Source organism: Streptomyces sp. NPDC005925 (genome assembly GCF_040638805.1).
Taxonomy (GTDB): Bacteria; Actinomycetota; Actinomycetes; order Streptomycetales; family Streptomycetaceae; genus Streptomyces.
In genome coordinates this window covers 86,809-103,860 of the sequence record NZ_JBEXVL010000007.1, presented here as the reverse complement: position 1 = coordinate 103,860, position 17,052 = coordinate 86,809, and the positions used below count along the sequence as shown (strand labels likewise).

Below are 17,052 nucleotides of genomic sequence, written 5' to 3'. Positions count from 1 at the left end.
CCTTCCCGCCTTCTGGCCTTCTCACCTACCGACCTTCCGACCTCCCGAGCCCGACCTCCGAGGCCGAGCTCCGAGCCCGAGCTCCCGACACTCGGCGCCCGATCCCGACCCGGTGAAAGGTGGTGCGGACCATGGAGCAGCCCGTGCACCGGACCTGCGCCACCGGGGCACCCTCTGGATCCTCAGGCTCCTCTGGATCCTCAGGCTCCTCAGGCTCCTCTGGCCCCTCTGTCTCCTCTGTCTCCTCTGGCCCCTCTGGTCCCACCGGTCACGGCGTGTTCGAGGCCGCGTTGCGGGGCGTGCGCGGTGTCGTCTTCGACACCGACGGGGTGATCACCGACTCGGCCCGCGTGCACGCCGCCGCCTGGAAGGAGGTCTTCGACGCCTTCCTGCGGGACCATCCGCCCGCCGACCCCGCGATGCGGCGCCCGTTCGACGTGCGGGACGACTATCTGCGGTACGTGGACGGCAGGTCCCGGCTCGACGGCGCCGCCGCGTTCCTCGCCTCGCGCCTGTCCGATCCCCCCGACGAGGCGGTGCGCGCCGTGGCCGGGGCGAAGGAGGCCCTGTTCACGCGGCGGCTGCGCGAAGACGGCGTCGACGCCTACCCCGGGACGGTACGGCTGGTACGGGCCCTGCGCGCGGCCGGTGTTCCGTGCGCGGCGGCGTCCGCGTCCCGGCACGCCGGCGAACTGCTCGCCCGCGCCGGGGTCCGTGATCTCTTCGACGTGCTGGTCGACGGCGGTGAGGCGGCCCGCCTCGGACTGCCGGGCAAGCCGCGCCCCGACCTCTTCCTCGAGGCCGCGAGGCGTCTCGGCGTCCCGGCCGGGAGCGCCGCCGTGGTCGAGGACGCGCTGGCGGGCGTGGCTGCGGGCCGGGCCGGAGGGTTCGCCCTCGTCGTCGGGGTGGACCGCGCCGCGAGCGAGGAGACCCGGCAGGACCTGCTGCGGCACGGCGCCGACCTCGTCGTGCGCGACCTCGGGGAACTGCTCGGTACGGCGGACGGCCGGGGCACGGCCGGCGCACGGGGGACGGGACCCGGGGTGAGGCGATGAGGAGCTCCGACGGGACGGAACCGACCGGACCGGCCCGCGCGGCGGAACCGACGGGGCCGGTCCACCCGGCGGTACCGACCGCGCCCACCGGCCCGGCGGGCCCCACCGGGCCGACCGAACCCACCGGCCCCACCGGCCCCACCGGCCCGACCGGACCGGCGGACCTGACCTGGGAGTACGAGGGCTACGACCCGGCCGAGGAACGGCTGCGGGAGTCCCTGTGCACCCTCGGCAACGGTTACTTCGGCACCCGGGGCGTCCTGCCCGAGTGCACCGCGGACGACGTGCACTACCCGGGCACCTATGTGGCCGGCTGCTACAACCGGCTCACCTCCGAGGTGTCCGGCCACCGGGTCGAGAACGAGGACATGGTCAACGTGCCGAACTGGCTGCCGCTGCGGTTCCGCCTCACCCGCGGCAAGTGGCTGAGCCCGGACACCACGCCCGTCCTCGACCACCGCCAGACCCTGCACCTCGGCCCGGGTGTGCTGGAGCGCCGCACCCGGTTCGACGTGGGCGGGGGCCGGGTCCTGGCCGTGCGTCAGCAGCGGCTCGTCCACATGGCGGACCCGCATCTGGCGGCGCTGCGCACCGAGTTCACCGCCGAGGGGTTCTCTGGGGAACTGGAGGTGGAGGCCCTTCTCGACGGCGGCGTCACCAACGACGGCGTGTCCCGCTACCGGGACCTGGACGGCCGCCACCTGACCCATGTGCACGCCGGGACGGCCGCCCCCGACCGCGTGTGGCTGCGCTGCCGTACCCGCACCTCCGACATCCGTATCGGCATGGCCTCCCGCGTCACCGCCGACGGGGCGGTGCTGACCATCCGGCACGAACCCCCCGTCGCCGGCCAGCTCGTCCGACTGGCACTGGTACCGGGACGTACCGTCACCGTCGACAAGACCGTCGCCCTGCACACCTCCCACGACCCGGCGATCAGCGACCCGCTGTACGCCGCGGTCGGCCGGGTCGGCCGGGCGCCCGGCTTCGAGGCGCTGCTGGACTCGCACCGCACGGCCTGGGACCAGTTGTGGCGGCGCGCCCGTCTCGACGTACCCGGTGACGCGGGGCTCATCCTGCGGCTGCACCTCTTCCACGTCCTGCAGACGCTGTCACCGCACACCGCCGAACTCGATGTCGGCGTGCCGGCCCGGGGCCTGCACGGTGAGGCCTACCGCGGGCATGTCTTCTGGGACGAACTGTTCGTGCTGCCCTTCCTCGACCTGCACTTCCCCGAGGTCGCCCGAGCCCTGCTGTGCTACCGCCACCGGCGCCTGGAACGGGCCCGCACCGCGGCACGCGACATCGGCCGGCGGGGCGCGCTGTATCCGTGGCAGAGCGGCAGCGACGGCCGGGAGGAGGCCCAGCGACTGCACCTCAACCCCCTCTCCGGGCGCTGGCTGCCCGACCACACCCACCTCCAGCACCACGTCGGGTCGGCCATCGCGTACAACGTGTGGCAGTACTGCGAGGCGAGCGGAGACATCGAGTTCCTGCACACCAAGGGCGCCGAGATGCTGCTGCGGATCTCCCGGTTCTGGGCCGACTCGGCCACCTGGGACCGTGCCCTCGGACGGCATCGCATCCTGCGGGTGATGGGGCCCGACGAATACCACGACGCCTACCCCGACGCCACGGAGCCCGGCGTCGACGACAACGCGTACACCAACGTCACCGCCGCCTGGGTGCTGTCCAGGACGCTTCAGCTGCTGGACGGACTGCCCGAGCCGCGCCGCCGGGAACTCGTCGAGCGCATCGGCCTGGAGGACGCCGAGACCGAGCACTGGGAGGAGGTGTCGCGCACCCTGCACGTGCCCTTCCACGAGGGTGTGGTCAGCCAGTTCGAGGGCTACGGCGAGCTCGCCGAACTCGACTGGGGCGCCTGCCGGGCGCGCTACGGCGACATCCGCCGCCTGGACCGGATCCTGGAGGCGGAGGGCGACACCGTCAACCGTTACCGGGCCTCCAAGCAGGCCGATGTCCTGATGCTCGGCTACCTGTTCTCACCGGCCGAGCTGCAGGGCCTGTTCCACCGTCTGGGGGTGCCGCTGGACGAGGACACCTGGCGGCGCACCGTCGACCACTACCTGCACCGCACCAGTCACGGCTCCACCCTCAGCGGACTGGTGCACGGCTGGGTCCTCGTCCGGGCCCGCCGCGCCGAGGCGTGGACGTTCTGCCAGGAGGCGCTGCGCGGTGACATCGCCGACGTACAGGGCGGCACCACGGGGGAGGGCATCCACCTGGGCGCCATGGCCGGCACCCTCGACCTGGTGCAGCGCGGCCTGACCGGGATGGAGACCCGCGACGGGGCCCTCTGGCTCGACCCCGTGCCACTGCCGCAGTTGTCCTCGTACGGGTTCTCCGTCCGCTACCAGGGCAACTGGGGCGTGCGGCTGAAACTGGAGGCGGGGTACATGTCGGTCGCCGTGCCGGACGCCGACCTGCCGCCCATCGACCTCCGACTGCCCGGCCGCGCCATCCGCCTCGAGCCGGGCGGGACGACGACGCTCGCGCTGCCCGACTGAACGCGCACGCACGGGAGGTCCCGAGGGAAGGGAGCGCGGTCGTCTGCGGGGCGCGTACGCATCGAAGGCCCGGGGGACAGGGGCGCGCGGTTGCCCCGGGGCGCGTACGCATTGGAGGTCCGGGAGGCCGGGAGCGCGGTGGGCCGGGGCGCGTACAGGAGAAGGGCCCGGGAGCTGCCCGGACCCTTCTCCTGCTTGTCAGTTCTTTCTCCTGTTGGTCGGTCAGTGGCGCCCGGGTGCGGTCGGAACGGTCGTGGTCGGGCGCGGTTGGCGGGACGCGGTCAGTGGGCTCCTGGGCCGCCGCTGCCGAACGAGCCGCCGCCGTCGTTCCAGCGCGGCCTGTCCTGCTGCGGGCCCGTGCGGTGGGCGGAGTTGCCGTGCGCCGGCATGTCGTGCGGAAGCAGGCGCTCGTCACCACGCGGCATCTCTTCCGGCTCCCGGTTGTCACGCACTTCGCGGACCGGGCCGTCGGCGGGCATGCGCGGCTGCTCCTCGCGCCGGGGGCGTCGCGACTCGCGGCGCATGACCCGGACGCCCAGCACGAACGCGCCGATCAGGACCGCGACGACGATCAGGGCGGCCACCAGCAGTCCGCCCCCGAGCGCGCCCCGACCTGCGGCGATGTCGATCCATTCGGTCTTCATGGCCGGCGGGTACCCCGGCCGCCGCGCCTGAACCCGATCACCGCGTGAACCGATCACCGGCCTCGATCACAGGGTCGCGATCACCCGGCTCCATCACAGGGTCGCGACTGCACGGCATCGCCCGCCGGGCCGGCGACCGCTCGGCCTCGACGGCCGCGCATCCCTACTGGGCCCGCCCGCCGGGGCCCGGAACCCGCAGGGCCTTGACCGTCGGGCACTGCTGTCGGCCGAAGTGCCCGTAACCGCTGGGCCCGACCGCCGGGCATCGACCCCTGCGCCCGCCCGCAGGGCCTCGGCCGCCGGGTGGAGACCACGGGTGGAGGCCCGGGGAGACCACCGGGCGAAGACCACGGGCGGAGGCCACGGGGCCTCGACCGCGGCCCTGCGGAGCTCCCGTCAACGAGACCGCGCCTCGCGGGTCTTCGACCGGTTCGCCTTCCGGATCGCCTCCTGCAGCTCGGCCTTCGACATCCGGGACCGGCCGTCGATGCCCAGATCACGGGCCAGGTCGTACAGATGCCGCTTCGACGCCTGCTCGTCGATGCCCTCGCCACTGCGGCCACCCCGCCCGCGCGGCCGTGCCGCCCGAGAATCCGAGGGGCCCATGCGGCCGGCCTCCTTGCGCTGCCAGCGTTCGCCGACCTTCTCGTACTTGTGCTTGAGCGCCGCGAACGCCACCCGGTGGGCGCGTTCGCCCTCCCCGTACTGCTCCACCGCCGAGTCGTGCGCCTTGATCCAGGTGCGCTGCGCGTCCTTGGCGGACCGTTCCAGGGTCGACGGCAGTTCCTGTCGTCCGGGCACGGCGTCCACCTCCGTCCGTAGTAGGTCGTGAGTCGGTCGTGACGCCGCCCGAGTGCCCGGCGCGGGGACCGGGAAAACTGGCCGGAACCCTTGGGAACACAGGGTTTGACGCGGTCGGTGACGGCTACCCGCGCGGGGTGACCACGACATCCCAGCAGGAGCTGTTCCGGTTCCTGGAGGACCGCTTCGCCTGCGCCCAGGCGTGCGCGGAGTGCGCGAGGTCGTGCGCACTGCGCGCGAGCCTCGTGGAGCCGGACGGAAGCGAGCAACAGGAACGCGTACGACGCAAGGCGATCATGTGCGTGGAGATGTGCGACGCGACGTGCCGCGTGCTCTCCGAGCAGAACCAGGTGGACGAGGACGCCATCCGCATGCAGGTGGAGCGGTGCCGGGAGGTCTGCCTCGACGGCGCACAGGTCCTCGACGGCTGTTCGGGCGCGCAGGACACCGCGAAGGCCTGCCGCGAATGCGCCCAGGCCTGCACGGACTTCCTGGACACGCTCAGGTGACGCAGGGGGAGGGGCGGACGGCAGTCCGTCCGCCCCCCACCGCATCCTGACCCCCTCCCCGCATTCCTGCCGCCCGTCCGCGCGGCAGGAATGCGGGTTGGTCAGGAACCGGCCAGCAGGGCCTCCAGCGCCACCGCCGTCTCCGGATGCCGGCCGAGCAGAGCGACCCCTCCCGGCCCGGCGTCCGGCGCGGCCCACTGCCCGTCGCAGCCCAGCAGCCGGGCCACCGCGTCGCAGGCGGCGGGATGCGTCGTCAGCAGGGCGACACCGCCTGCCTTCGCGCTCCGCCGCGGGCGCGTGGCGGCCGGGTCCGGCTGCGCCAGCCACGGCGGCACCCAGGAGTCCAGCGCCCCCAGCCGGCCGGGGAAGATCCGCCCGGCCTCCCGCACCAGCAGCGGAGCCAGCTCGGCTCCGCCCCCGCGCAGGGTGGTGATCAGCGTCGGCAGCCACGGCAGCAGCACCGGATCGGGCAGCCGCGCGAACGCGTTCGACACCGCCTCCACGACGAAGTCCGTCAGCCCCGGAACCGGCACCAGCGCATGCAGGAAACCGCTCAGGTACCGCGGATAGGCGGGCAGCACCAGCGGATTGCCGAGCAACTCGTCGCACCGCTCGCGCAGACTCAGCCGCGACAGCGTCCCCAGGTGGGTCTGCGCCGCCCACAGCAGCGCCGACTTCGCCGGGTCCTCCGGATGCGACTGGCCGACCGCCAGTTCCAGCTGCGTACGGTCGCAGCCCAGCGACAGCGCCAGGCCCTCCATGCTGAACAGGAAGCCCAGCATGGCCGCCACCTGCCCGACGGTGGCGTCCTCGTCGGTGAACGCCGTCGGCAGCAGCGTGCAGTAGTGCGCGTAGCCGGTCTTCACGAACGACTCGATCCACTGCGGCAGCACCGGCTCGCTGGTGCGGTAGTACGCCAGCAGCCGCCGCACCCGGCGCAGCACCTCCGGCGCACCGTCGACACTGCGCTCCGCCGACAGCACCTCCAGGGCGCGCGTGCCCAGCTCGTCCGCGAGCCGCCGGCCGCGCAGAAACAGCGTCGCGTCCTCGACCGTCTGCAGCACGGTCGCCGCCGTGGCGCGCGCGTCGTACGCCGTGCGGCGCAGCCGCTGCTCCAGGACCTGCTCGATGCTGACACCCTCGTAGCCCAGCTCGATCAGGGCCCGCTGGTGGGTGCCGAGCGCCAGGTCCCAGGACTCCTGGATGGGCCGCTCGCCGAGTGTGCGCTCGCCCATGATCGGCCGTGCTGCGCCGTGCGGCATCAGATACCGCAGCATCCACAGCACGTCGGAGCACGCCTCCAGCCGCGGCTGCCCGGCGATGTCCAGCAGTGCCCGCTGCACGCCGCGCTGCTGGAGCTTCAGGCCGAGGGGCTCCAGCCGGTCGTGCACGTCACGGGCGAGCGGCGGCAGCGAGTCGTAGCCGACCTGGCCGATCCGGTCGCCGCCCATCATGATCTCGACGAGTCTGCGCACGTCCCGCCGGCCCGGCACGACGTCCTTCTCGATGCAGGTGACCGCCGCGTCCTGGAAGTCGTACGGCGTCGGCTTGGCCCGGTCACGCATCCCGGCCAGCAGGATCGACGTCTCGAACACCGCGATGGCGTCGGCGGTGGAGGCGAGGTAGCCGTTGCGGCGCGCGGCGCGCACGATGTCCACCGACCAGCCGAGCAATTCCGCCTCGTCCAACTGGTCGATGACCGGCGGGAGTTGCAGGAAACCGGTCAGCTTGTCCGAGGCCGGCGGATCCTGCACGGGAACCGCGGGGGCGGCGACGGCCTTCTTCGCCGTCGGCTTCTTCGCGCCGGCCTGCCCCGCCAGGCGGTACGGCTTCACCCGTGTCCGCCTGAGGTTCTTCGCCCACAGGGTCGCCGCGATCGACACCGAACCGCCGGCAAGACCGAACTGCGCCTCGATCGCGGCATGGCTCGACGGGATCAGGCCGAGCTGCCACTTCGTCGCCGAGCGCGGGGAGATCTCGAAGGTGTCCGATCCTGCCATGCCGAACTCCTCGACCCGGCTGGCCGCGTGGAAGGCGCCGCACACATACAGGCAGTCCTCGGGACCGGTGCCCGTCGCCGCCAGATGCTCCCGCATCCGCGTCCACATGTAGCGCTCGCGGTCCTCGTCCACGCGGACACGGTGCGGGTCGCCCGGCGCGAGCCGCCGGAACAGGCTGCCGATCAGCAGCATGACCTGGCGGTAGGTGGCGTGGTCGCTGTCGCCGAGCGGCAGCTCCACGTACTGGTGCCACCATTCCGACCAGTGCCGCACCTTGCCGTGCCGCAGCAGGTGCTCCTCCAACTCGGCGAAGCGCGGGCGCAGGTCGCCGATCTCCACGCCCACGGCGTCACCGTGCAGCGCGTCCTCCTCCTCGGCGGACGACGCGTCGGGGCTGTCCGGGCTGTCCGGCTCGGACCTCTGCTCGCCGCGCGCGTCCCACTGGAACACGTGGTCCGAGGACCGGTCGACCGGCACCAGTTCCACGCCCGGCGTGTCCAGCGCGTAGGCGATCGCCTGGTACTCGGCGGACGCCTCCGTGATCGGGGCGACGACCGACAGCGGCGCCCAGTCGGCGGGGAAGCCGTCGATCTCGGACGCGAAGGCCTGCACGGCCACCGGCAGCCGGCAGTTGCGCAGCTCCGTCAGCAGTGGCGCCATGTCCTCGCACAGCTCCAGGTACACCACCTTCGGCTGCTTCTCCCGCAGACGGCGGGCCATGGCCAGCGCCGAAGCGGGGGAGTGGTGGCAGACCGGGAAGATCTCCAGCGGCTCGCGCACCGCCCGGTCCACGTCGTCGACGATGCCGAGGAGGATCCCCTCCAGGGCACCCGGCCCGTCGGCGAACGTCGCGGCCGCCTCCCGGAGCTGGCCCCGCAGCGCCCCGAACGCGCTCTCGTCGCCGCCGCTCATGACAGGGTGGCGATCGCGTCGCGGCCGCCCTCCAGGAACTCCGGCCAGGAGCCGCCCACGTCCTTGCTGCGCGGCTCGACGACGCCGTGCAGGTACTTGTTGAGGATGGCCAGGTCCTCGGGTTCGCGCCGGGCCAGCGACCCGACCAGCGAGGACGCGAGCGTACGAGCCGTCAGCGCCTGCTCGCCGAAGAACGTGCCGTGCAGGATCGCGTCCTCCAGGACACCGATCTGCTCGGCGGTGGACAGCGCGGACTCCAGCTTCTCGTCGTCGCTGCCCGCCGCGGCGGCCGAGGCCCGCAGGTCGGCGAAGCTCTGCAGCAGCACGTCCAGCAGCGTCGGCGGCACGTCCAGCTCGATCTGGTGGCGGCGCAGCAGCTCCTCGGTGCGGAACCGGACGATCTCCGCCTCGCTCTTCTTGTTCGTCACCACCGGGATGCGGACGAAGTTGAAGCGGCGCTTGAGCGCGGACGACAGGTCGTTGACGCCCCGGTCGCGGCTGTTGGCGGTGGCGATGACGGAGAAGCCGGGTTTGGCGAAGACGATGTTGTCGCTGTCCTGGTCGCTGCCCAGCTCCGGCACCGAGATGTACTTCTCGGACAGGATCGAGATCAGCGCGTCCTGGACGTCGCTGGTGGAACGGGTCAGCTCCTCGAACCGGCCGATCGAGCCGGCCTCCATCGCCGTCATGATCGGGGAGGGGATCATCGACTCCCGCGACTGGCCCTTGGCGATGACCATCGACACGTTCCACGAGTACTTGATGTGGTCCTCGGTGGTGCCCGCCGTGCCCTGCACGACCAGCGTGGAGTTGCGGCAGATCGCCGCGGACAGCAGCTCGGCCAGCCAGCTCTTGCCCGTGCCCGGGTCGCCGATCAGCAGCAGACCGCGGTCGGAGGCCAGCGTCACGATGGAACGCTCGACGAAACTGCGGTCGCCGAACCACTTCTGCGAGATCTCCCGGTCCAGGCCGTCGGAGCGCTCGGAGCCCAGGATGAACAGCCGGACCATCTTCGGCGACAGCCGCCACGAGAACGGCTTGGGGCTGTCGTCCACGGACTCCAGCCAGTCCAGTTCCTCGGCGTACTTGAGCTCGGCGGGGGCGCGCAACAGGTCGGACATGACGGGCCTTTCGATACGAAGGATGAGAGGAGGAGGGTGAGTGACCAAGCAGGAGTGCGGCCGGACCGGCGGGACGTCAGGTCAGGAACGACTTGAGTTCCTGCACGAGCTTGCGGATGTGTCCGGACAGCACCGGCGTGCCGAGATCCTTGAACCGCTCGCGGAACCACGGGTCGACGCTGCCGCGGCCGGAACTGGTCACCGAGCCGACCGGGATGAACTTCGCGCCCGAGCGGTGGATGGCCGCCATGCTCTCGAAGAGCGGCTCCCGGCGCCATTCGTAGAAGTCGGAGATCCACACCACGACCGTGTTGCGCGGCTCCGCGATCTTCGGCTGGGCCAGCGCCATCGCGACCGTGCCGTCGGTGCCGCCGCCCAGATTGGTGCGCAGCAGCGTCTCGAACGGGTCGTGCACCCACGGCGTCAGGTCGAGTGCCTGCGTGTCGTACGCGATCAGGTGGACGTCCACCTTCGGCAGCCCGGCGAAGATCGACGCCAGGATGGTGCAGTTGACCATCGAGTCGACCATCGAGCCCGACTGGTCCACCACGACGATCAGCCGCTGCGGTGTCGTCTTGCGCGCCGTGTGCCGGTAGTAGAGGCGGTCGACGTAGAGCCGCTCCTCCTCGGGGTCCCAGTTGGTGAGGTTCTTCCAGATGGTGCGGTCGAGGTCGAGGTTGCGGAACACCCGCTTCGGCGGCACCGAGCGGTCCAGGGCGCCCACGGAGGTCTTCTCCACCTGGGTGCGCAGCACCTGGGCGACCTCGTCCACGAAGCGCCGGATCAGCGCCTTGGCGTTGGCGAGGGCGACACCCGACAGGTTGTTCTTGTCCCGCAGCAACTGCTCGATCAGCGACATGCTCGGCGTGAGCCGCGCGGCGAGCTTCGGGTCGGCGAGCACCTCACGCAGCCGCATCCGCTTGACCAGGTCCGCCTCGATCGAGCCGAGCTCCGGGCCGATCGCCGGGATCAGCCGGCTGAGGTCGGGCGTCCTGCCGCCGCCTCCGGTGCCGGCCGGGCCGGCGCCCTGTCCGCCACCGTTGCCCGCCCTGCCGCCGCGCAGCTCGCCCGGTTTGCAGCCCAGGGCCCGCTCCAGCCAGCCCGCGTCGGACTGCCAGCGCGCGAGCTGCCCGGCCGTGACCGTCCCGCTGCCCGACGAGAACACGTTGAGCAGGACCTTCGACACCAGGGCGGCCCGCCGCACCTCCGCGTCCCGGTCCCGTTCCGCGTCGTCGTCCGGGGTCATCAGTCCGTCGAACTCGGCCGCCAGCTCCGGGTGGCGCTGTACGACGGAGTCCACGGAGGCCCCCGGGTCGAGCAGCGCGGCGGGCAGTCCGACGTCCTCGACGACGGCGAGGCTCGCGGATTCCAGTGCGGCCTGCTCGTCCTGGTCGAAGAGGCGGGCGAGGAGCCGCCAGTACAGGACCTGCCGACGGTTGGCGTCCGGGTCGGCGACGACCGGGGCGCCTGAGCCCGGGCCGGGGACGGGACCGTCCGGGCCGGCGACGGGGCTGCCCGGACCGGTGGGGGGACCGCCTGGGCCGGCGGCGGTGCCGCCCGCGTCGGCAGCGGGACTGTCCGGCGTTTCGTTCGTCCGCGTCATTTCCGCAGCAACCTCCCGGCCCGTTCCCGCAGCACGGCCACCGCGTCGGTGGCGGCCTTCTCGGCCTTCGCGCCGGCCTTGTCCGTGGTGCCGCCGGCCCACGCGCCCGCGTGCACCGTGACGGGCTTCTTGCGGACGGTCGTCTCCACCGCCAGCGGCTGCACGGCGAACGCCCCCGCGTCCCAGCGGAGCAGCCCGATGCACGCGCCGGATTTGGCGACGGCCTCCGGCGTGAGCGGACCGGCGACCGGTATGCGGTCGGTGTCCACGGCGAGCGCGTGCCCGGCGAGGGTGAACGTGAGACCGTCCTCGTCCTGCCGGGCGGCGTAGCCCTCCAGGAAGACGGGCACCGCGATGCGCGCCGGATGCCGGTCCAGTGGCGCGACCGGCGCGGCGGCCGCGGCGGGCAGGGCCACCCGGGCCGTGGCGAACGCGTCGGCGGGCTCGCCGAGGCGCGCGTGCTCGTCGCTCCACACGAGGTCACCCTCCGCCGTGAGCGGCATGCCGGTCAGCTCCATGGCCCGGCCCTCGCCGACCGCGCCCAGCAGCGACATGTGCGGGCGCAGCAGCTGCCACAGTCCGGCGCCGACGACCGAGTCCGGCTTCGGCGCGGACACGCTCGCCCGGACCAGCCGGGGCGTGCCGCCGTCCGCCGGCTCGAACACCGCGTGGACCTGTGCCTGTACGGCGGTGGCGTGCTCGTGCAGGTCGACGCCGAGCGGCAGCAGCCGTCCCGAGACCGGGCCGGTCTCGGGTATGCCGGCCGCGCCGGGCACCGTCAGCAGCATCGCGCGGGACCACAGGTCGGCCCAGCGGCGCTCCGGCACCCGGTCCAGGCCGGCACCCGGGCAGGACGCGGCCAGCTCGGCCGCGAACCCGTCGAGGAGCGTGGCCGGTCGGCGCAGCACCGGGTCCGGCAGCATCGCGGAGACGACCTGGGCCGCCCCGGACACCACGTCGTGGTCCATGCTCCGCCATCCGGCGCGCGCCAGATCGGCCAGCCAGGACCGGGCGGCGGCCAGCAGGTTCGCCCCATACGGTTCACCGGCCGCCGTGCCGGTGTCCTCGACGGACTCTTCGCCCCGGGCCCGGCCGGTCGCCTCCTCGACCCGCACGTTCAGCGCGTCGTGCACCGAGCCCAGCAGGGCGGTGCGGGCGGCGGCGAACGCGAGGAAGTGCTCCTCGCCCGCGGCTCCGGCCGCCGCCTTCTCGGCCGCCTCCGCGACCCGGGTGGCCAGGGGCGTCCCCGCGACGGCGTCGGCGAGCGCCATCAGGCCTGCGGCCTGCGCGGGCCGGGGCCGCAGCAGCCCTGCGGCGAGGGCCGCGTCGAAGGCGTCCACGGCCGCGAGCGCCTCGGCCGGCCCGTCCACGGGCTCGGTCAGCAGATCGGCACGCATCACGCCACCGCCCTGGTCGGCGGGAACCACTGCATCTCCGGCAACGGGCCCGTCGCCGACGCCAGTTCGAGATAGGCGAGGTGGCGCAGGAACCGGCTGAACACCGGCGCCGCCGCCGTCGTGTCCCCCTGGGGCGGGCGCGTGCTCGTCATGGCCGAGGTCAGCAGCGGGGCGCCGAGCTCCTCGTCACCGGCGTCGACACGCAGGTAGCGGGCGACGCGCTCGGCGCCGTACTGCAGCACCGCCTCACCCACCAGCGCCCGGAGGTGATTGCAGAACGTCCCCCGGGCGCCCCCGCACGGCCGGTTGTTGTTGGTGCTGCACGCGAACGCGTACGTCCCCGCCGCGACCGACGAGACGTAGACCCGCTCGATGTCCGAGCCGCTGGACACCACCCCCTGCAGGCGTCCGTCGGCGAGCTCGACGAACGGGACCTTGGCGAGCTTCCTCGGCCTCGCGGGCGATACCACCCGCGCCGTGCTCGACCTCTCCCAGCCGGACAACGCACCATCTCCTCATCAACCACAGCACGAAGGAAGGCCCACGCCAGAGCGGCGGGACTGAGAAGAACCTAACGCCGACCACTGACAACGCGGTGATCACGGCCCGGGCCGCGAGGCCCTGCCGACCGTCTCCCTCTGTGGAGTTGGTCTGGGAGAGCGGCGGGGGAGACCGCCGAACGGCGAAAACAGCGGCCCCGTCCCGCCTGCATCGCTCCACGGAATCGCGGCGTCCGCGCGCCCACCCCTGGCAGACGTGGATCATCACGTGTTAGCAAGAGCCATGACCGCACTCGCAGCGCACCGCACCTACGACGCCGTGATCGTCGGCGGCGGCCACAACGGACTCGTCGCCGCCGCCTACCTGGCCCGCGCCGGACGGTCGGTGCTGGTGCTGGAGCGGCTGGACCGCACCGGCGGCGCCGCCGTCTCCACGCAGCCGTTCGCCGGCGTCGACGCCCGCCTGTCCCGCTACTCGTACCTGGTCAGCCTGCTGCCCACCAAGATCGTGCGCGATCTGGGCCTGGACTTCCGGCTGCGCACCCGCACCGTCTCCTCGTACACCCCCGCCGAACGCGACGGGCGGCCGACCGGGCTCCTCGTCGGGGGCGGCGAGCGGCGGACCCGGGAGGCGTTCGCCCGGCTCACCGGCTCGGACCGCGAGTTCGAGGCCTGGCAGCGTTTCTACGCCATGACCGGCCACGTCGCCCGGCGGGTCTTCCCGACCCTCACCGAACCGCTGCCCACCCGGGACGAACTGCGCCGCCGCATCGACGACGGGGATGCCTGGCGGGCCCTCTTCGAGGAACCGATCGGCGCCGTGATCGAGGAGCGCTTCGCCGACGACCTGGTCCGGGGCGTGGTCCTCACCGACGCCCTCATCGGCACGTTCGCCGACGCGCACGACCCGTCACTCGCGCAGAACCGGTGCTTCCTCTACCACGTGGTCGGTGGTGGCACGGGCGACTGGGACGTACCGGTCGGCGGCATGGGCGCCCTCACCGACGCGCTCGCCGCCGCGGCCCGCACTGCGGGCGCCGAGATCGCGACCGGCCACGAGGCCGTACGGATCGACACCGACGGCCACTCGGCCGAGGTCACCTACCGGACCGCCGGCACGGAGGGCACGGTCACCGCTCGGCACGTCCTGGTCAACGCCTCGCCCCGCGAGCTGGCCGTCCTCACCGACGACACACCCCCGCCGCCCGCCGAGGGCGCCCAGCTCAAGGTGAACATGTTGCTCAAGCGGCTGCCCCGGCTGCGCGACGAGTCCGTGGACCCGCGTGAGGCGTTCGCCGGTACGTTCCACATCGCCGAGGGCTACGAGCAGCTCGCCGTCGCGCACTCCCAGGCCTCGGCCGGCCGGCTGCCCGACGCGCCGCCCTCCGAGATCTACTGCCACTCGCTCACCGACCCGACCATCCTCGGCCCCGGCCTGGCCGAGCAGGGCTACCACACCCTCACCCTGTTCGGGCTGCACACCCCGGCCCGGCTGTTCGACCATGACAACGACACCACGCGCCGGGAACTGCTGGAGTCGACGCTCGCCCAGCTCGACGCCCACTTGGCCGAACCCCTCGCCGACTGCCTGGCGACCGACGCCGAGGGCCGGCCCTGCATCGAGGCGAAGACCCCGCTGGACCTGGAGCGCGACCTCGGACTGCCCGGCGGCAACATCTTCCACCGGGAGCTGTCCTGGCCGCACGCTCAGGACGGCACCGGCCGCTGGGGCGTCGAGACCCGGCACCCGAACGTGCTGCTGTGCGGCGCGGGCGCCGTACGCGGCGGCGGCGTCAGCGGTGTCCCCGGGCACAACGCGGCCATGGCGGTCCTGGAGGCGGCAGGGACGACAGTGGGCGGGTGAGGATCCCCTCCTCACCCGCCCCGGGAACCCTCTCCCGCACCCCCGGGGGAAGCCCGTCACTGCTCCTCCCCGGGGAACTCGCCCCCCGGCCCCGCTCCGGCGAACCCGTCGGCGTGCCGACACCGTCGGCCGACCGACACGGTCGGCCCGAGCCGGTCGGCCGCCCGGGGCACCGGAGCGGTCGGCCGCCCGAAACCGCGGGCCAGAGCTGCAATTCGACCGAACAGACGGGCCGACCAGAGCCGTCGGCCACCGAACCGCCGGCAGCCACCGAACCGCTGGCCCGGCAGGAACCGCCGGCCGACCGGCAGCGTCAGTCCCCCGACGCCGTCCATCCCGCGGTCTCGACGCGCGCCGCGTCCGCCGGGCGTGCGTCGGCGAACAGGACGTCGTCGGCGGTCTCGACGCGCACTCCGTCTACGTAGACCCCGCGGCCCACGTACAGCCGGTCCGTCGTGTACCGCCAGCGCAGCCTGAGCCGGCGGGAGGCGGGCAGGTCGGCGGTGAGCCGGTGCCAGACGCGGCCCGACCAGCCGGTGACCGAGCCCGACGGCTGCTCCTGCGGCTCCTCGCCGTGGCGCCTCGTCGTGAACGGCACCGGCTGCCAGGCGTCGTCGCCGTCCCCGGCGGCCTCCAGCACGAGCGTGTCGGCGCTCGGCTCGGTGTCCCACCACAGGGCGCACTTCAGCCGCGCGTCGCCCGCCGAGGTGTCGAGGGCGGGCAGTGTGAGCGTCGCGGCCGTGGCGCTCGCCATGCCGGAGTACCAGGCAGACCGCCCGTGGGCCGGACGGACCGGAACCGCCCGCGCGAGGTTCGTCGCCGCCGCCACCCGGGGCGCCGACCCGGAACGCCAGTTGCGCACCGGGTGCACGGAGTTGCCGAGCACCACCAGGAACGTGTCGGTCGTGGGGTCGAGGATCAGCACGGTTCCGGTGAAACCGGTGTGACCGGCGGTGCGCGGCGTCGCCATCGCGCCCATGTACCAGTGCTGGTAGAGCTCGAAACCGAGGCCGTGCTCGTCACCGGGGAAAGCGGTGTTGAAGTCGGTGAACATCAGCTCCACCGACTCCGGCCGCAGGATGCGAGCCCGGCCGTAGGAGCCGCCGTTGAGCAGCGTCCGGCCCAGCACCGCGAGGTCCCACGCCCGGGAGAACACCCCGGCGTGGCCCGCGACACCGCCCAGGCTGAAGGCGTTCTCGTCGTGCACCTCGCCCCACACCAGGCCCCGGTCCAGACCGGACCACGGCTTGCGCGAGTCCTCGGTCGCGGCGATGCGCGGCTTCCAGGACGCGGGCGGGTTGTAACGGGTGCCGCGCATGCCGAGCGGGCCGGTGATCTCGTCGCGCAGCAGCGTGTCCAGGGTGCGGCCGGTGATGCGCTCCAGGACCAACTGCAGGGAGATCAGGTTCAGGTCCGAGTACAGGTACGCGGTGCCCGGCGGGTTCAGCAGCGTCTCGTCGTAGACGCGCTCGATGCGCTCCTCGTGCGTCGGCGCGCCGTACAGCGGGATCCACGCCCGGAAACCCGACGTGTGCGTGAGAAGCTGACGGATCGTGACGTCCTGCTTGCCTGCCCGGCCGAACTCCGGCACATAGGTGGCGACCGGCTCCTCCAGGGCGAGCCTGCCGCGCTCCATCTGCTGGACGGCGAGGATCGACGTGAACAGCTTCGACACCGACGCCAGGTCGAACACCGTGTCCTCGGCCATCGGGATCTGCTCGTCGGCCGGGAACTCGACGCCCGTGTCGGTCTTCTCGTCGTACGCCTTGTAGCGCACCGCCTTGCCGATCGGCTCGTGCAGCGCGACGGTGCCGCCCCGCCCGGCGAGCAGGACGGCACCCGCGTACCAGGGATGCTTGGGGGAGGGGCCGAGGAAGGTCTCGGCGTCGGTGACCAGTTGCCGCAGGTGTTCCGGCAGCAGCCCGGCCTCCTCGGCGGAGCCGCGCCGCAGCTCGGTGGACCGGCGGCCGGTCGACTCCGCCGCCGCTGCCGGCCCGGCCGGGAGCGCGGCGAGAGCCACGGCACCGCCCAGGGCCACGGCCGCGCCGCCCAGTTGGCGGCGGGTCAGCCCGCCGCCACCCGCTCTGCCGCCCACCGTGTCCTCGGTCATCGAGAGCC

12 protein-coding genes are annotated in these 17,052 nt (G+C 73.2%); 4 read left to right on the top strand and 8 right to left on the bottom strand.

The window, feature by feature from the left end:
* Positions 1–275: 275 nt before the first annotated feature.
* Entirely contained in the window at positions 276–1,055 is a 780-nt protein-coding gene (locus tag ABZ354_RS11865; RefSeq protein WP_358655575.1) for a beta-phosphoglucomutase family hydrolase, read from the top strand.
* A complete protein-coding gene (locus ABZ354_RS11860) occupies positions 1,052–3,583 on the top strand; it encodes a glycosyl hydrolase family 65 protein (protein WP_358655573.1) in 2,532 nt (843 codons plus the stop codon). The genes ABZ354_RS11865 and ABZ354_RS11860 overlap by 4 nt, the downstream gene beginning before the upstream one ends.
* A gap of 281 nt (positions 3,584–3,864) precedes the next feature.
* Here ABZ354_RS11860 and ABZ354_RS11855 read toward each other — a convergent pair whose 3' ends face one another.
* Positions 3,865–4,227: a DUF6479 family protein gene (locus ABZ354_RS11855; protein WP_358655571.1), complete on the bottom strand. Its 363-nt coding sequence runs from the start codon at positions 4,225–4,227 to the stop codon at positions 3,865–3,867.
* A 396-nt stretch (positions 4,228–4,623) separates the two neighbouring features.
* A complete protein-coding gene (locus ABZ354_RS11850) occupies positions 4,624–5,028 on the bottom strand; it encodes a ChaB family protein (protein WP_358655569.1) in 405 nt (134 codons plus the stop codon).
* Between the two features lie 137 nt (positions 5,029–5,165).
* Here ABZ354_RS11850 and ABZ354_RS11845 point away from each other — a divergent pair, with 137 nt between their 5' ends.
* Complete coding sequence (locus ABZ354_RS11845; RefSeq protein ID WP_358655567.1) at positions 5,166–5,537, top strand: ferredoxin; 372 nt, start codon at positions 5,166–5,168, stop codon at positions 5,535–5,537.
* Between the two features lie 101 nt (positions 5,538–5,638).
* On the opposite strand, the gene ABZ354_RS11840 is transcribed toward ABZ354_RS11845, so the two are convergent.
* From ABZ354_RS11840 to ABZ354_RS11820, 5 genes are all read right to left on the bottom strand, one after another.
* Positions 5,639–8,449, bottom strand: coding sequence for a DUF5682 family protein (locus ABZ354_RS11840; RefSeq protein WP_358655565.1), 2,811 nt, complete (start codon positions 8,447–8,449; stop codon positions 5,639–5,641).
* Entirely contained in the window at positions 8,446–9,570 is a 1,125-nt protein-coding gene (locus ABZ354_RS11835; protein ID WP_358655563.1) for an AAA family ATPase, read from the bottom strand. Before ABZ354_RS11835 ends, ABZ354_RS11840 begins: the two co-directional genes overlap by 4 nt.
* A gap of 76 nt (positions 9,571–9,646) precedes the next feature.
* Complete coding sequence (locus tag ABZ354_RS11830; RefSeq protein ID WP_358655561.1) at positions 9,647–11,173, bottom strand: VWA domain-containing protein; 1,527 nt, start codon at positions 11,171–11,173, stop codon at positions 9,647–9,649.
* Positions 11,170–12,600, bottom strand: a complete 1,431-nt coding sequence (locus ABZ354_RS11825) for a hypothetical protein (RefSeq protein WP_358655559.1) — start codon at positions 12,598–12,600, stop codon at positions 11,170–11,172. Before ABZ354_RS11825 ends, ABZ354_RS11830 begins: the two co-directional genes overlap by 4 nt.
* Complete coding sequence (locus ABZ354_RS11820; RefSeq protein ID WP_358655557.1) at positions 12,570–13,073, bottom strand: hypothetical protein; 504 nt, start codon at positions 13,071–13,073, stop codon at positions 12,570–12,572. The genes ABZ354_RS11825 and ABZ354_RS11820 overlap by 31 nt, the downstream gene beginning before the upstream one ends.
* Positions 13,074–13,353: 280 nt before the next feature.
* On the opposite strand from ABZ354_RS11820, the gene ABZ354_RS11815 reads away from it, so the two are divergent.
* Positions 13,354–14,934: an NAD(P)/FAD-dependent oxidoreductase gene (locus tag ABZ354_RS11815; RefSeq protein WP_358655555.1), complete on the top strand. Its 1,581-nt coding sequence runs from the start codon at positions 13,354–13,356 to the stop codon at positions 14,932–14,934.
* Between the two features lie 313 nt (positions 14,935–15,247).
* On the opposite strand, the gene ABZ354_RS11810 is transcribed toward ABZ354_RS11815, so the two are convergent.
* A complete protein-coding gene (locus ABZ354_RS11810) occupies positions 15,248–17,044 on the bottom strand; it encodes a serine hydrolase (RefSeq protein ID WP_358655553.1) in 1,797 nt (598 codons plus the stop codon).
* Positions 17,045–17,052: the final 8 nt, after the last annotated feature.

Coding starts and splice junctions, on each gene's coding strand:
- ABZ354_RS11860 (WP_358655573.1), top strand. CDS start 1,052: ATGAGGAGCTCCGACGGGACGGAACCGACCGGACCGGCCCGCGCGGCG.
- ABZ354_RS11855 (WP_358655571.1), bottom strand. CDS start 4,227: ATGAAGACCGAATGGATCGACATCGCCGCAGGTCGGGGCGCGCTCGGG.
- ABZ354_RS11840 (WP_358655565.1), bottom strand. CDS start 8,449: ATGAGCGGCGGCGACGAGAGCGCGTTCGGGGCGCTGCGGGGCCAGCTC.
- ABZ354_RS11835 (WP_358655563.1), bottom strand. CDS start 9,570: ATGTCCGACCTGTTGCGCGCCCCCGCCGAGCTCAAGTACGCCGAGGAA.
- ABZ354_RS11830 (WP_358655561.1), bottom strand. CDS start 11,173: ATGACGCGGACGAACGAAACGCCGGACAGTCCCGCTGCCGACGCGGGC.
- ABZ354_RS11815 (WP_358655555.1), top strand. CDS start 13,354: ATGACCGCACTCGCAGCGCACCGCACCTACGACGCCGTGATCGTCGGC.
- ABZ354_RS11810 (WP_358655553.1), bottom strand. CDS start 17,044: ATGACCGAGGACACGGTGGGCGGCAGAGCGGGTGGCGGCGGGCTGACC.